Source organism: Streptomyces sp. NPDC002911 (assembly GCF_053591835.1).
Map to the genome: position 1 here is coordinate 419,086 of NZ_JBSFUO010000003.1, position 14,107 is coordinate 433,192.

14 protein-coding genes are annotated in these 14,107 nt (G+C 70.4%); 6 read left to right on the forward strand and 8 right to left on the reverse strand.

Annotated elements, in window-relative coordinates; translation table 11 throughout:
• Nucleotides 1-95 precede the first annotated feature (95 nt).
• The 4 genes from ACWD04_RS07205 (at nucleotide 96) to ACWD04_RS07220 (ending at nucleotide 2,872) form a co-directional block, all read left to right on the forward strand.
• On the forward strand, nucleotides 96-701 hold the full coding sequence (locus ACWD04_RS07205) for a DUF5134 domain-containing protein (RefSeq protein ID WP_451129013.1): 606 nt from the start codon (nucleotides 96-98) through the stop codon (nucleotides 699-701).
• Between the two features lie 87 nt (nucleotides 702-788).
• Complete coding sequence (locus ACWD04_RS07210) at nucleotides 789-1,724, forward strand: M56 family metallopeptidase (protein ID WP_451129015.1); 936 nt, start codon at nucleotides 789-791, stop codon at nucleotides 1,722-1,724.
• A gap of 32 nt (nucleotides 1,725-1,756) precedes the next feature.
• Complete coding sequence (locus tag ACWD04_RS07215) at nucleotides 1,757-2,458, forward strand: phosphatase PAP2 family protein (RefSeq protein ID WP_451129017.1); 702 nt, start codon at nucleotides 1,757-1,759, stop codon at nucleotides 2,456-2,458.
• 234 nt (nucleotides 2,459-2,692) lie between these two features.
• Nucleotides 2,693-2,872: a hypothetical protein gene (locus ACWD04_RS07220; RefSeq protein ID WP_451129019.1), complete on the forward strand. Its 180-nt coding sequence runs from the start codon at nucleotides 2,693-2,695 to the stop codon at nucleotides 2,870-2,872.
• 172 nt (nucleotides 2,873-3,044) lie between these two features.
• Here ACWD04_RS07220 and ACWD04_RS07225 read toward each other — a convergent pair whose 3' ends face one another.
• The gene (locus ACWD04_RS07225; RefSeq protein ID WP_451129021.1) at nucleotides 3,045-4,535 is read right to left on the reverse strand and encodes an LVIVD repeat-containing protein; all 1,491 of its coding nucleotides are present in this window, start codon (nucleotides 4,533-4,535) and stop codon (nucleotides 3,045-3,047) included.
• A 181-nt stretch (nucleotides 4,536-4,716) separates the two neighbouring features.
• On the opposite strand from ACWD04_RS07225, the gene ACWD04_RS07230 reads away from it, so the two are divergent.
• The gene (locus ACWD04_RS07230) at nucleotides 4,717-5,376 is read left to right on the forward strand and encodes a DUF305 domain-containing protein (protein WP_451129236.1); all 660 of its coding nucleotides are present in this window, start codon (nucleotides 4,717-4,719) and stop codon (nucleotides 5,374-5,376) included.
• Between the two features lie 79 nt (nucleotides 5,377-5,455).
• Nucleotides 5,456-6,823 carry an FAD-dependent oxidoreductase gene (locus ACWD04_RS07235; protein ID WP_451129023.1) on the forward strand — a complete coding sequence of 456 codons (1,368 nt, stop codon included), beginning with the start codon at nucleotides 5,456-5,458 and terminating at the stop codon, nucleotides 6,821-6,823.
• A gap of 16 nt (nucleotides 6,824-6,839) precedes the next feature.
• On the opposite strand, the gene ACWD04_RS07240 is transcribed toward ACWD04_RS07235, so the two are convergent.
• The 7 genes from ACWD04_RS07240 to ACWD04_RS07270 all read right to left on the reverse strand — a co-directional run bounded on the left by ACWD04_RS07240 (nucleotide 6,840) and on the right by ACWD04_RS07270 (nucleotide 14,104).
• Entirely contained in the window at nucleotides 6,840-7,229 is a 390-nt protein-coding gene (locus ACWD04_RS07240) for an ArsR/SmtB family transcription factor (protein ID WP_451129025.1), read from the reverse strand.
• An 11-nt stretch (nucleotides 7,230-7,240) separates the two neighbouring features.
• Nucleotides 7,241-7,969, reverse strand: a complete 729-nt coding sequence (locus ACWD04_RS07245) for a class I SAM-dependent methyltransferase (RefSeq protein WP_451129027.1) — start codon at nucleotides 7,967-7,969, stop codon at nucleotides 7,241-7,243.
• A gap of 29 nt (nucleotides 7,970-7,998) precedes the next feature.
• On the reverse strand, nucleotides 7,999-9,099 hold the full coding sequence (locus ACWD04_RS07250) for an NADH:flavin oxidoreductase/NADH oxidase (RefSeq protein ID WP_451129029.1): 1,101 nt from the start codon (nucleotides 9,097-9,099) through the stop codon (nucleotides 7,999-8,001).
• A gap of 118 nt (nucleotides 9,100-9,217) precedes the next feature.
• On the reverse strand, nucleotides 9,218-9,616 hold the full coding sequence (locus ACWD04_RS07255) for a hypothetical protein (protein ID WP_451129031.1): 399 nt from the start codon (nucleotides 9,614-9,616) through the stop codon (nucleotides 9,218-9,220).
• Nucleotides 9,613-9,726 carry a hypothetical protein gene (locus ACWD04_RS07260; RefSeq protein WP_451129238.1) on the reverse strand — a complete coding sequence of 38 codons (114 nt, stop codon included), beginning with the start codon at nucleotides 9,724-9,726 and terminating at the stop codon, nucleotides 9,613-9,615. The genes ACWD04_RS07255 and ACWD04_RS07260 overlap by 4 nt, the downstream gene beginning before the upstream one ends.
• Before the next feature lie 1,023 nt (nucleotides 9,727-10,749).
• Nucleotides 10,750-13,152, reverse strand: a complete 2,403-nt coding sequence (locus ACWD04_RS07265; RefSeq protein ID WP_451129033.1) for a beta-xylosidase/alpha-l-arabinosidase — start codon at nucleotides 13,150-13,152, stop codon at nucleotides 10,750-10,752.
• A 52-nt stretch (nucleotides 13,153-13,204) separates the two neighbouring features.
• Nucleotides 13,205-14,104 carry a carbohydrate ABC transporter permease gene (locus ACWD04_RS07270; protein ID WP_451129035.1) on the reverse strand — a complete coding sequence of 300 codons (900 nt, stop codon included), beginning with the start codon at nucleotides 14,102-14,104 and terminating at the stop codon, nucleotides 13,205-13,207.
• Nucleotides 14,105-14,107: the final 3 nt, after the last annotated feature.

Here is a 14,107-nt window from a genome sequence, read left to right on the forward strand (position 1 = left end):
ACCCCCACGTACCTCAATGCGCCCCGGTAGGAGCGCCAGGAACGGGGCATCGATGGGACGACACCGGCGTGATCCGCCGTAGGGGGAGGTGCACTGTGCACGGACCGGCGCTGCCCGGCTGGCTGCTCATGGTGCTGTGCGGGGCCACGGGGGCCTACTGCCTGTTGCGGGCGCGCAACGGCGCTGAGCGGGAACGCGGATCGGCGCGCGCCGAGGCGCTGATGGGGTTCGGGATGGCCGCGATGGCGGCGCCCGCCGCCCTGCTCGCGCTCCCGGAATGGATGTGGGTGGTGTACGCGGTGGTGTTCGGCGCCGCCTCGCTGCACGCGGTCGTGTACGCCAGGCGCGGCGGCCATCATCTGCATCACCTGGTCGGTTCGCTGGCCATGGTCTACATGGCCGTGACCATGGCACCGGGGGCTGCCCACGGCACGGGGGGCGGCCAACCGGGCCACGGCGCGGGGGCCGCCGGAGGCATCCCTGTGCTCACGGGAGCGCTGCTGGTCTACTACGCGCTGTATGTTCTGAGCTCGGCGGGGCGGCTCATACCGGCCCCCTCGTCAGCCGGCGCACCTGCCGGCGTACCGGCCGGTGGCGGAGGCGGCATGACCGTCCCGGCCTGGGGCGGGCGGCCGGAGCTGGCCCTGGCGTGCAGGCTGACCATGGGGATAGCCATGTTCGCCATGCTGCTCACCCTGTGAGACAGCGGGCCCCTCTCCCCGTGTCGTACGTCACTTGACGCGCGCGGTTATACCCGTGAATACCGCGGCACTCATAGGCTGACGCCCATGTTGGTCTCCCTCGCGCTCCTGCTGCTCGGCGCACTGGCCGCCGTCGTGGCCCCGAGCCTGATGGCGAGGGCCCTATGGCCGGAGCGTGAGCCGGTCGTGGCCCTGTGGGTGTGGCAGTGCGTGGTCGCGGGCGTCCTGTTGTCGTTCGGTCTCTCCATGACCTTGAGCGCGGCTGCCGCCTGGCAGGCGGTCCGCGGACACGTCTTCGCACCCGCCCCGCACGCCGTGGTGGAGGCGTACGCCCTGGGCGCGTACGGGCCGTGGTCGGCGGTCATCGCAGTACTACTGGCTCTCGGCGGAGTATGGACCGCCGCCATGCTCGTACGGGAGATCCACCGGGCCCGCGCCCGCCGCAAGCGGCGGCGCACCGAACTGCTGGTCCGTTCCCCGCTGATGCCGGGCGAGGAACCCGGCAGTGGTCGCCTCGTGGTGCTGGAGGGCCGACGGCCCGATGCGTGGTGGCTGCCGGGAGCGGCTCCCCAACTGGTCATCACCACAGCGGCACTCGGCCGGCTGAAGGGCCGTCAGCTCGACGCGGTTCTGGCACACGAGCAGGGCCACGCGCGGGCCCGCCACGACTGGCTCCTGCACTGCTCGGACGCGCTCGCGACCGGATTCCCCCAGGTGCCGGTTTTCGCCGCGTTCCGCGACGAGATGCACCGCCTCGTCGAACTCGCCGCGGACGACGTGGCGTCACGGCGATTCGGCCGCCTCACGATCGCACTCGCCCTGGTCGAACTCAACGAGGACCGCGGGGTGTTCGGCCCGGCACCGGCCTCCGGCGCCCACATGCCGCTGAGGGTTAACCGGTTGCTCACACCGGTGGAGCGCCTCACCGCGGGCCGTCGACTGCGACTGACCGCCGCCGCCGCGATGGTGCCCGTCGTACCCCTGCTGGTGGCCTTCGTACCGGGACTCAGGGCCCTGGGATAGCTTCGCTCCGGGTCGTGAACGAGTATCGACCCATGCACTCCCCTCCCCTCCCTCCCCGCACCCGATCCCCTCTCCTGATCACGGGCCTCGTCTGCGCCTCGCTGTCTCTCGTTCTCCTCGTGCTGGTCGCGGTCCGCTGGTCGCCTCTGATGTCGCTCGACACCACGGTGGCGGAGGCGCTGCACCGCAGAGCGGTGAGCGAGCCCGGGCTGGTCCACGTCAGCCGGGTGCTGACGGACTGGGTATGGGATCCCTGGACGATGCGCGCTCTGACCGCCGTGGTCGTGATCACGCTGTGGTGGCGCGGTGCGCGCCTGCTCGCCGGGTGGGTAGCCGCGACGAGTCTGCTCGCCACCCTGCTGCAGCAGGGTCTGAAGGCGGCAGTGGGCCGGGAGCGTCCGCAGTGGCCCGACCCGGTGGACTCGGCGAACTACGCGGCCTTCCCCTCCGGGCACGCCATGAGTGCGGCGGTGGCCTGCGGGCTCCTGATGTGGTTGCTGCGCTTGCACGGCGCCCAGTCCTCGGTGTGGTGGGGGTCGTTGATGCTCGCCCTGGTCTCCGTGGCCGGTGTGGCCCTCACACGCGTCTACCTGGGCGTGCACTGGATGAGCGATGTACTGGGCGGGGTGCTGCTGGGAGCCGCCCTGGTCGCGTTCTCCGTCGTCGGATACACCGCGTACACGGGGCGGCGGGCGTCCGGTGGCGACGTCCGCCCCGGTGAGGCCTCGGGGTAGGACCTCGTCCGGGGCCGCGATGAGCGGCGTATGCAGTTCAAGGGTTTACTTTTCGATTTCTCCGGGACGCTCTTCCGGATAGAGTCCCGGACGGGCTCCGGGCACTCGGCCTGGGGGAACTCACGGGTGACGGGCCGGCTCACTCGCTCCGTGAAGGATTCCGGGAGGCGGTGTGAGGGATATCCCTGTCCCTGAGAGGGGCCGGGAGCCCGAAGGGGGTTTAGCTTGGTGAACATGTCCCCGTATCCGAACACGTCCGTCGCCGTGCGCCCCGCCTCCGTCGTCAACGAAGAGATTCGCGGCCTGTGGCAGCGCTCGGGCGGGCTGCTGTCCGCCGACGACGAGACGGAGTACCAGCGCCTGCTGGTGGAGTGGGCCACCGCCGCGGGTACGAGCGTCCGTCCGGCCGCCTGAGCAACCGGGCAGCCCGTGGCACCGCGACTGATTCCGGCGATCCCCCGCATCGCCGGAATCAGGGGTACAGCATGTCCCCACGCCGCCCACGGGTCAATGAGATAAACGTGCCCCGCCGGGCGGAAACCGCCCGGCGGGGCACTCGCTTTCACCTGCGGGAGAAGCCGGTGATTCAGCGGCCGAAGTAGTCCGGCTGCGTCTGCACGTTGAGCTCCGGCAGCCGTACCTTCTTCGCCGGGTCGGTCCGCCGGTCATTGAGCTTCAGGACGTCGAAGCCCTTGGCGATGTCGTTGGAGTAGATGTAGCCGTTGTAGTAGTACGCCGACCACGGGCCGGCCGTGGTGACCGCGTCCGTGGAGACCGGACCGCGCTCGAAGTACGCGATCTCCTTCGGCTTCGAGGAGTCGGTGAAGTCCCACACGGAGACCCCGCCCTGGTACCAGGCCTGGACCATCAGGTCCTTGCCCTTGACCGGGATGATCGAGCCGTTGTGCGCGACGCACACCTCTGTGTCCGCCTGCGGGCGGTCGATCTTGAAGTAGCTGCGGAAGACCAGCTTGCGGTCATCTCCCTTGCCCGTGATGTCGTAGACGCCGTCGGCCCCGCGGTTCGGACCGATCTCGTCGTTGCAGGTGGCCGCGCCGCCGCCGCCGAGCTCATCGGTGAACACGACCTTGTCGGCATCCTGGTTGAAGGTCGCGGAGTGCCAGAACGCGAAGTTCACGTTGTCCTGGACCCGGTCGATGATCTTCGGGTTCTCCGGGTCCTTGATGGAGAACAGCAGACCGTCACCCATGCACGCCCCGGCTGCCAGGTCCTTCGAGGGCAGCACGGTGATGTCGTGGCATCCTGTGGTCTTCGAGACGCCGGGGTTGGCCGGCGCGCCCGGGTTGCCCCCATCCGGGAAGAGCAACGGGAAGTTCACGATCCGGGAGTCCTCGGGAGCACCGCGCGGCACCTTGATGACGGAGATCCCGTCGTGCGGCGGCTGGCAGTCCGGGAAGGTCTCGTTGGGCGAGTACGACGAGACGTACACGTACACGCTCTTACGCTCGGGAACGATCGTGTGGGTGTGCGAACCGCACGCGGTCTCGACGGCGGCGACGTACTTCGGGTTGCGCTTGTCGCTGATGTCGAAGACCTTCATGCCCTCCCAGGAGGACTTCTCCGTGGCCGGCTGAGTGGTGCTGGCACAGGAGTTGTCGCTACGGGAGGAGTCGGTCGACAGGAAGAGGAGATTGCCGGAGACCGAGATGTCGTTCTGTGAACCGGGGCACAGAACCTGCGCGACGGTCCTCGGCTTCTTCGGGTTACGGATGTCGAAGATCCGGAATCCGTCGTAGTTCCCGGCATAGGCGTAGGTGCCCTGGAAGGCCAGGTCCGTGTTGGTCCCCTGGAGCGCGTCCTTGGGGACGTTCGCGAGGTGCTCGATGTTGGCGCTGTGGACGATCTCATCCACGCCGGGTATCTCGCCGCTCTCGATCGCGGCCCGTGCTTCGGCCTGCTCACTCGAGGAAACGCCGTTGCGGGTGGTGGCGGCGTCGCCCGGGTCCGGCGTCGCGGCCGCGGGTCCGGCCGTGAACAGCGTGGCGATGAGCCCGGCCGCGGCTGCCGCCACGCCCAGACGTCTGCGCCGCACGCTGGTGGTGTGCAACGAGGTCACTGCGTCCTCCCTTGTATCCGTTCGTCGACGAACGGTTCTTGGACCCCGGCAGTATCGTCCCTCTCATGTACACACCAACAGATGGCAACAGAGACGTAATAAAAGTTTTTGATCACAAGCCGGTGGAAGGTGTTAGGACGGTCTGCAACAGACTTGTGTGGCAATGGAGGTCGCCGTGTTGATGCCCCGTCGGACCACACGCGTGCGCGCAGCCGCTCTGGCGACGACGCTCGTGGCTGCCGTTCTCGCTCTGAGCGGCTGCGACGACGGGAGTGAGGAAGGGGCCGACGCAGGGACGGACAAAGGCCTTTCGGTCGTGGCGCCCGGTAGGCCCGGCGAACCGGCCAGGACGCTGTCGGCCGAAGAAGCAGCGAAGGCCGTCGGTGACGACACCCCCAACTCCGCCGACTTCCGCTATGCCCGCATGATGATCGAGCATCACGGTCAAGCCCTGGTGCTCACCGCTCTCGTCCCCGGACGGGCGTCCTCCACCTCTGTCGAACGGCTCGCGAAACGCATATCGGCAGCCCAGAAGCCGGAGATCGGCGCCATGGAGGGCTGGCTGAAAAACAACGGCGGGGACGACCGCGAGGAGACGCACGACCACTCCGCGATGCCCGGTATGGCGACCGACCAGCAGATCGAGCAGCTGCGTGCCGCGCAGGGCAAGGCCTTCGACCGGTTGTTCCTCGAGCTGATGATCGCCCACCATCAGGGTGCGGTCATCATGGCCACCGAGGCTCTCGCGGACGGCAACAACGTGCTGGTGGAGGAGATGGCCAACGACGTAGTCGCCCAGCAGACGGTGGAGATCGACCGGATGCGCGGGCTGCTGACCTGAGAAGTGCCGGGCCCGCGCTCCTCCCCCGCTTCCGCGTGGCGGTGCCATGCTGGAGGCATCGTCCGGGAGGAGGTGCGCCGTGCTCCGTGTCGCCGTCGTCGGTTCGGGCCCCAGTGGGGTCTACACGGCCCAGGCGTTGCTGCGGCAGTCCCAGGTGCCCGATGTGCGGGTGCATGTGCTGGACCGGCTGCCCACACCGTACGGACTGGTCCGCTACGGCGTTGCACCCGACCACGAGAAGATCAAGTCACTGCAGAGCAGTCTCCGGACGGTCCTGGAGGACGACCGGATCACCTTCGTCGGTCATGTCGAGGTGGGCGGCGCGGGCGGGCTGTCACCCGCACGGCTGAAGGAGCTGTACCACGCGGTGGTCTACTGCGTCGGTGCGGCGGCCGACCGGCCGCTCGCCGTTCCCGGCGAAGGACTTCCGGGAAGCTTCTCCGCCACCGAATTCGTCTCCTGGTACAGCGCCCACCCGGACGCGGCCGTCGGCGGCTTTCCACTCCTGGCCCGTTCGGCCGTGGTGGTCGGGGTCGGCAACGTGGCGGTCGACGTGGCCCGGATCCTCGCCCGCGGCGCGGCCGAGCTGCGGGGCACGGACGTACCGAGGGCCGCTCTGGACGCGCTGGGGGCGAGCCGGGTGCGTGAGGTGCACATCGTCGGCAGGCGCGGCCCCTCGCAGGCCAGGTTCACCACCAAGGAGCTGCGCGAGCTGGGCGCGCTCCCCCGTGCACGGATCGTGGTCGACGGGTCGGAGCTCGCGCGCGATCCGGCGTACGCGGGTGTCGCGGGAGCAGCCCTGCCTGCCGTGGTCCGGCGGAATCTGGACGTGCTGCGCGGGTGGGCGACGGATCCTCCGGGCGCGGCGCTCGACCGCGAGCGCCGCATCCGGTTGCGGTTCTTCCTGCGCCCGGTGGAACTGCTGGAGCGGAACGGGCGGGTCGCAGGGGTACGTCTCGCGCGCACGGCCCCGGACGGTGCCGGCGGCGTACGGGACACCGGGGCGTACGAGGACATCGACGCCCAGCTCGTGCTTCGGGCCGTGGGATACCGGGGGACGCCCCTGCCCGGTCTGCCCTTCGACCCGGTGAGCGGCACCGTGCCGCATCTGGCGGGGCGGGTGACCAGGGACGGGACGGCTTCGCCCGGTGAGTACGTCGCCGGGTGGATCAAGCGGGGCCCCACCGGGGTGATCGGCTCGAACAGATCGTGCGCCAAGGAGACGGTCGCCTCGCTCGTCGAGGACGCGCCGCTGCTCGCCGGCCGGGAGGTGTCCGCCGATCCTCTGGGCGCTCTGCGGGATCAGGGGCTGCGGCCGGTGGAATGGGCCGGCTGGCTCTCCATCGAACGCGCGGAGGCGGCGCTGGGCCGCTCGCTCGGACGCGGGCAGGTGAAAATTCCCGACTGGTCCGGGCTGCTCGACGCGGCCCGGAGTCACCGCGCGTAGCGCACCGGAGAACGCGTCAGCCCTGGCCGAGGCGCTCTGCCTGCAGGTCCACACCACCGAGCACGCTGTCCAGCAGGCCAGGGAAGAGGGCGTCCAGGTCCTCCGTCCGTACACAGCTCAGCTTGGCCGTGCCGCGGTAGAACTGGCTGATGACGCCGTTCTCACGGAGCACCCTGAAGTGGTGCGTGGTGGTGGACTTGGACACAGGGAGATCGAAGCGGGAACACGCCTGCTCGTCGGTCGCGCCGGCCAGCTGGCGCACGATCCGGAGCCTGATCGGATCGGAGAGCGCATGGAGCACGCCCTCGACGCGGATCTCCTCGCGCGAGGGGTGGGCGAGCACGCGAGTCGCGTTCGTCGTCACGGTGGCTCCACTTCCTACAGGGGACTCCCATTGTACGAGCATCGTCGTAGTTATCAGCCACGGGCCGCGGTCACGAGCCGGACGCGAGGGCTTCCGTCCGGCCTCCTGCCGAACTCCTCCAGCGGCAGCAGCCGCACCGTGAATCCGGTCCGTACGAGGTCGTCCACCACGCCCTCGAGCGGGAACGTGCGGTAGTACATGACGAATTGCGGGCGCCACAGCGCGTTCCGCGCCCGCATGGCCAGGTCGAAGCCGAGCAGCGACCAGTAGGCCCGGGAGCCCACCGAGGGCGGGGCACCCACCGGGAAGACGAACAGGCCGCCGGGCCGCAGCACCGCGTACACCTGCTCGAACAGGTCGGGGCGTTCCTCCGGCAGGAAATGGCCGAACGCCCCGAAGCTCAGGGCCAGGTCGTAGGCCTGCGCGAACGGCAGCGCGCGGGCGTCGGCCCGGACCCAGTCCACCGGCAGACCTCCGGCGTTCCCGGTGTCCGCCGCCCGGGCGGCGTCCAGCATGCCGGCGCTGAAGTCGACGCCGGTGACCCGCTCCCTGCACAGCGTGCGCAACACGCCAGCGCCTGCTCCGGTGCCGCAGCAGACATCCAGGCCCCGGCCGAACGGCCCGAGGGGCCGCACCGCGTCGGCGACGGCTTCGAGCACCCGGTCCGGGGTCCGGTAGGGCGTCAGGTCGAACTTCGGGGCGAGCAGGTCGTATCCGCGCATCGTCGAGGAGAGCGCCTGTACGGCCAGTTCGCGCAGCGTGGGGCCCTGGGGAGTGAACATCGCCGCTCAGCGTACCCACGGACGCGGTGTCACACCGCGTAACCGTACTGCTTGGGCACCTGGACGTCGCCGCCGAGCGCGCGTGCGGCGTTGCGGACGAAGTAGGGGTCTCGCAGCAACTCCCGGCCGAGCAGGACCGCATCGGCGCTGCCGTCGGCGAGCACCTTCTCCGCCTGCACGGGGTCGGTGATCAGCCCCACGGCGGCCACCGGGAGGCCGGTCTCGTTGCGCACCCGCTCGGCGAACGGCACCTGGTAACCGGGCTCCACGGGGATCCGCGCCTTCGGTGCCAGTCCGCCGGTCGAGACGTCCAGCAGGTCGACGCCGTGTGCGAGCAGTTCGCGTGCGAGGCGGACGGTGTCGTCGGCGGTCCAGCCCTCGCGCGGATCGTCCGCGTTCTCGGTCAGCCAGTCGGTGGCGGAGATGCGGAAGAACAGAGGGAGCTCCTCGGGCCACACGGCGCGCACGGCGTCCACGACCTCCAGCGCGAAGCGAGTGCGGTTCTCGAAGGAGCCACCGTAGGCGTCGGTGCGGTGGTTGCTGTGCGGGGACAGGAACTCACCGATCAGATAGCCGTGCGCCCCGTGGATCTCGGCGACCTCGAAGCCCGCGTCGAGCGCTCGGCGGGCGGCTTCGGCGAACTGCCGCACGACCTGCTGGATGTCCTCGGTGCTCAGCTCGGCGGGGACCGTGTGATCCTCGTCGTACGCGACAGGGCTCGGTGCGACCGGCGTCCAGCCCTCGGGGTCACCGACGCCGATGGGGGCCCCACCGCGCCAGGGGCGGTCGGTCGACGCCTTCCTGCCGGCGTGCGCGAGCTGAATGCCCGGGACGGTTCCCTGACCGGCGAGGAAGCCGGTGATCCGGCGGAACGCCTCCACCTGCCGGTCGTTCCAGATGCCGAGGTCCGCGGGGCTGATCCGGCCCTCCGGGCTGACGGCGGTGGCCTCGACGAGGACAAGGCCGGTTCCGCCGGCCGCGCGGGCGCCGTAGTGGGCGTAGTGCCATTCGTTGGCTGTGCCCGCGTCGGGGCCGGACGCCTCAGCGCTGTACTGGCACATCGGGGCCATCCAGACCCGGTTGGGAATGGTCAGCGACCGCAGGGCGTAGGGCTCGAACAGTGCACTCACAGGGGACTCCGGTTCCTCGGGACGCGACGGGCGGCACGACGGCCCGGGCGCGCCGGGCCGTCTTTTCGTACGAGATCCACCGTACTACGACTTTCACCGTACTACGAGATGTACCGTACTACGACAGTCGCCGACGCCGGAGCCGGATGCCGGCCTCGGCCTCGTACATCTGGGTCCAGCTGCGTCCGCCTCCGGAGGTCCAGGTCACCTGCACATTCGCCCCGTCCGTCCTGACGGCCTCCACCGTCATCAGCCGGTCGCCGTCCCGTACGTCGCCGCGCGCCAGCTCACTCGCCCTGACGGTCACCGGCTCCGCCGGGCGCGCGTGCTCCGCCTCGGCGGCCGCCGCGACGAGCGCCGCAGCCAGTTCCCTGGCCGCGGCCGGAGAGCAGGACCAGGAGCCGTGCGCCGAGGGGCCCTCGATCCGGATTCCGACCTGGAGAGGCCCGTCCGTAGCCCCAGGGGCCACCTCCAGCCTCGCGCCGTGTCCCTCGGTGTCCCGGATCTCGATGCTCATCCCTGCCGCCTCCTCGTCCCGCTCCGGTCAGCTCGGCCGGAGATTTCCGGCGGGCCCAGACAGCTCGACTTGAGGCCGCCGGTGTCCACCACGAGGTTCTGGAGTACCACGGTCGGGTCGACCAACCAGAATTCCGTATGTGGGCACCTGCCCGTCCGATGTGATGAGCGGTAGCCGTGTGTTGACGTTGTCCCACAGCTCCCCCTGCAGCTTCAGGGGGACGTACGCGCCGAGGAAGGCTCCCCGATGGCGCCGAGACCCGCCGAGCCGGTCCAGTACGAACCAGCGGCCATCCAGCGAGGCTGACCAGTACAGCTGTGCGGTCCTGCACCACACTGCTGTGCTGGCCGGGGCCCCACCGAGGACCAGTTCCTGAAGAGCGAGGCGCAGCGCCCGGGCGAGCAGCACGCCCGCGACAACAACCACGACACCCACGACCTGCCGGTGAAGGTCCGCGGCGTGCGGGTGCGGCTGTCCTGTTGTGATCGCCATCCAGCTTCAGCGCAACGAGCGGCATGGCCACCGCGCTGACGAGCGCGGCAGGTACCAGGCGGGCCGCGAATCCGGTCACCCCGACGGCGTCGGCGACCACGGGGCCGACCGCGGTCCCGGCCCCCAGCGCCACGACCATGATGAGACCGCCGCCCAGGGCCCGGCCCAGGGCCCCGGAGAGGGAGGGGGCGTGAGGGAGCGAACGGACAGGTCGGGGCGAGGGTCGGTCATCGCTCTCTCCTTGCTGAACATCCGGTCGCACCAGGGGTGTTCACCTTCCTCGGCGCCCAAGCGATCACCAGGGTCGCCGGCGGATGAGATGCCGATACATCTTTCGATGCAGGAGCCGCGGCGCTTCGGCTCACGTAGGCCTGGCCGCCGCCTGGAACTGATGGCGGAGCCACGGTGCTCTCGGCCTTTGCAGTGGGAGCGGCGGGCTCGGGTTTGGCTACGTCGTCGGAGGCGTGACCGGTGCAGATGGTGCTCGTTGCTGGACAATCAAGATCAAACCCGCAGCGCCGACGCACGCGAGTCCGTTGGCGGAGCATGCCCGGGGTGGCCTTCGAAAGTTTCGACATGGCCTCCGCCTCCCCGGGAGGTGTGCGGACCAGGCGGGCAGGGGGCGTGAGCCCCCTGCCCCGTCAGTTCTGTGCGACCAGTGCGTCGACCGAGGTGGCGCAGACCATGCGGCGCCCGTGATCGACGGTGCGCTCGGCTCCGGTGAGACGCAGCCCTACGACGTGCTTCACATCGGCCGCGTCGCTGGACGTGGCGAAGCGCAGCTCCAGGTCACCGGGCTCGACGATACGGAGCCCACCGGTCCCGGTGAAGGAGACCAGGTCCGCGTGGAAGCGGAAACTGACCTTCCGGGACTCCCCCGCGGCGAGCGGCACCCGGGCGTAACCGATCAGCCGGGCCTCGGGGCGCGTGGTCTGGGCGACCGGGTCGTGCACGTAGAGCTGGACCACTTCGGTGCCGTCGCGGTCGCCGGTGTTGCGGACCGTGATCTCGAGGTCCGTCTCGCCGTCGGTGGGGAGTTCGGCCGGCGCGGCGGCGCCGGGCTCCCATGCGAACGAGGTGTACGAGAGTCCGTGGCCGAATGGGTAGAGCGGCGTCGGGTCCAGATTGCTCACCCCGTTGGCCCGGCCCAGCGGCGGCTGCAGGTACGTCCACGGCTGGCCGCCCGGGTCTCTGGGCACGCACAGGGGCAGACGCCCCGAGGGGTTGACCCGCCCCGAGAGCACACCGGCGAGCGCCGGGCCGCCTTCCTCGCCGGGGAAGAACGCCTGCACGCAGGCGGCCAGCCGGTCCGCCCGCCCGCCGAGCGCGTATGTGCGGCCCGTCAGCAGCACCAGAACGACGGGCGTGCCGGTCGCGAGCAGCGCGTCCAACAGCTCGCCCTGGCGACCGGGCAGCGCCAGATCGGCCGCGTCACAGCCTTCGCCGGAGGTGCCGCGGCCGAAGAGTCCGGCCCTGTCGCCGAGCACGGCCACACAGACATCGGCCCCGGCCGCGAGTGCCGCGGCCTCCTCGATCCGGGAGGCATCCGTACCGTCCACCTCGCAACCCTGCGCGTAGTCGACGCCGACGCGCGGGAACTCCGCACGGAGCGCCTCCAGCATCGTCGGCACCTCGATGCCCATGGGCGCCCCGGGGTGCAGGACCCCGACGTGGCTGGGGAAGGAGTAGCAGCCGAGCATGGCCAGCGGGTCGTCGGCGCGCGGCCCGACGACCGCGATCCGCCCGGTGCCGCTCAACGGCAGTGCCCCCCCGGGGTTGGCCAGCAGTACGCAGGACCGCTCGGCGAGCAACCGGGCCAGGGCCCTGTTCCGCGGCGGGTCGAGATCCACCCTGCCGCGCACCCGCTCCGGGTCCACCCCGTCCAGCACCGCGGGGAGGGTGGGCCGGTCCGGGTCGAGCAGGCCCAGCTCGCACTTCTGCAGCAGGACCCGGTGCAGGGCGCGGTCCACCAGTTCCTCGGCCACGAGTCCGTCGCGGACGGCGGCGACCAGTTCGTCGCCGTAGCTGCGTACGGTGGGCAGCTCCACGTCCACGCCGGCGGTGAGGGCCAGCCGCGCGGCGTCACCGCGTCCGGCGGCGACCTTGTGCAGCGTCTCAAGGAAGCCGATGCCGAAGTAGTCGGCGACCACCGTTCCGCTGAACCCCCAGGTGTCCCTGAGAAGCCCGGTGAGCAGGGCCGGGTCGGCCGCGGCGGGCAGACCGTCGATCTCTGCGTACGAGTGCATCACCGACCGGGCGCCGCCCTCGCGGATCGCCATCTCGAACGGCGGCAGGATCACATCGGCCATCTCGCGGGCGCCCGCACGTACCGGAGAGAGGTTGCGCGCGCCCGCCGACGCCGAGTAGCCCGCGAAGTGCTTGAGCGTGGCGACGATCCCGGAGGCCTCCAGGCCCCGGACATAGGCCGTACCGATGGTCGCGACGAGGTAGGGGTCCTCGCCGATGGTCTCCTCCACGCGGCCCCAGCGCAGATCCCGCACCACGTCCAGGACGGGCGCGAGGCCCTGATGGACGCCGACCGACCGCATGTCGCTGCCGATCCGGTGGGCCATCTCCGCGACAAGCTCCGGGTCCCAGGCCGCACCCCAGGACAGCGGAACCGGATAGGCGGTCGCGCCCCAGGCGGTGAAGCCGGCCAGGCACTCCTCGTGGGCGAGCGCGGGGATACCGAACCTGCCCGCCTCGGAGATCCTGGCCTGGGCCGTGGCCAGTGAGACGGCGCCGACGCCCGGGTCGACCGGGGCGGTGCCGAACGGGCGGGTGAGCTGGCCGAGGCCACGTGTGGTGATGTCCTCGAAGTCGACCGGGTCGACCATGTCGTTCTGGTGCGGTGCGACTCCGTCGCCCTCCGCGTCGGCGCCCACCCAGATTCCGTAGAGCTGGGCGGCCTTCTCCTCGAGCGTCATCCGGGCCACCAGGTCGGCCACCCTCTCCTCGGGGCTGAGCGAAGGGTCGCGCCAGGGGCCGTCGACGGCGGGGGGCGGATCGAGCTGACGGGTATGCGGGACGGGGTGGATTGCCATGGCGGCAGGGGTTCCTTTCATGAGTGCGGTGGTCCGGGGCGGCGTCGGTGTGCTATTTGCCGCCCACCCCCATCAGTCCGTTGATCAGCGCCCGTCGCGCCACGAGGTACACGGCGAAGATGGGAACGACGGAGAGGACGATCGCTGCCAGTACCGCGGGGATGTTCACTCCGAACTGGCTCATGAAGTTGAACAGTCCCAGCGTCAGTACGCGTTGCTCCTCCGACTGCGTCAGGATCAGCGGAAACAGGAAGCCGTTCCACGCCTGCAGGGCGGAGAAGATCGCCACCGTGCTGATCCCGGCCTTGGACAGTGGCACCGCCAGCTGCCAGAGCATGCGCAGGGGCGAGGCTCCATCGAGGGCCATCGCCTCGTACATCTCCTCGGAGACGTCGCGCATGGTGCCGCTGAGCACCAGGACCGCGACAGGCATCGCGAAGGCGGAGGTGGGCAGGATGATCGCCCACAGGGTGTCGTACAACCCCATCTTTCCGATCATCAGATAGAGGGGCACGATCACGGCCTGCGCCGGGATGGCCACACCGAGCAGGAAGGTCCGGAAGGCGAGCGAGGACAGGCGGCTGCGGGTGCGCACCGCCACGTAGGCCACCGGGACGGAGAACACCAGCACGATGGCGACCGTGACCACCGCGACGATCGCGGTGTTGCCGATCAGCGTGAGGAACCCGCTGTCCAGCACGTAGTCGTAGTTCGCGAGCGTCGGATCCTTGGGGACCGCCAGCGGGTCACCGTTCAGGGCCTCGTCCTGCCGCATCAGCGACGCGGAGACCAGCGTATAGAGCGGCACCAGGACGATGACCAGCCAGATCACCGAACCGATGCCGGCCACCGGGTTTCCCGGAGACCCGCGCCGGCGCAACGCACGGCCGCGACGCGGCGCGTCGGGTGTCGCGCGCTGCTGCGGCGAAGCGGGGCGGGTGTCGATCGGCATCTC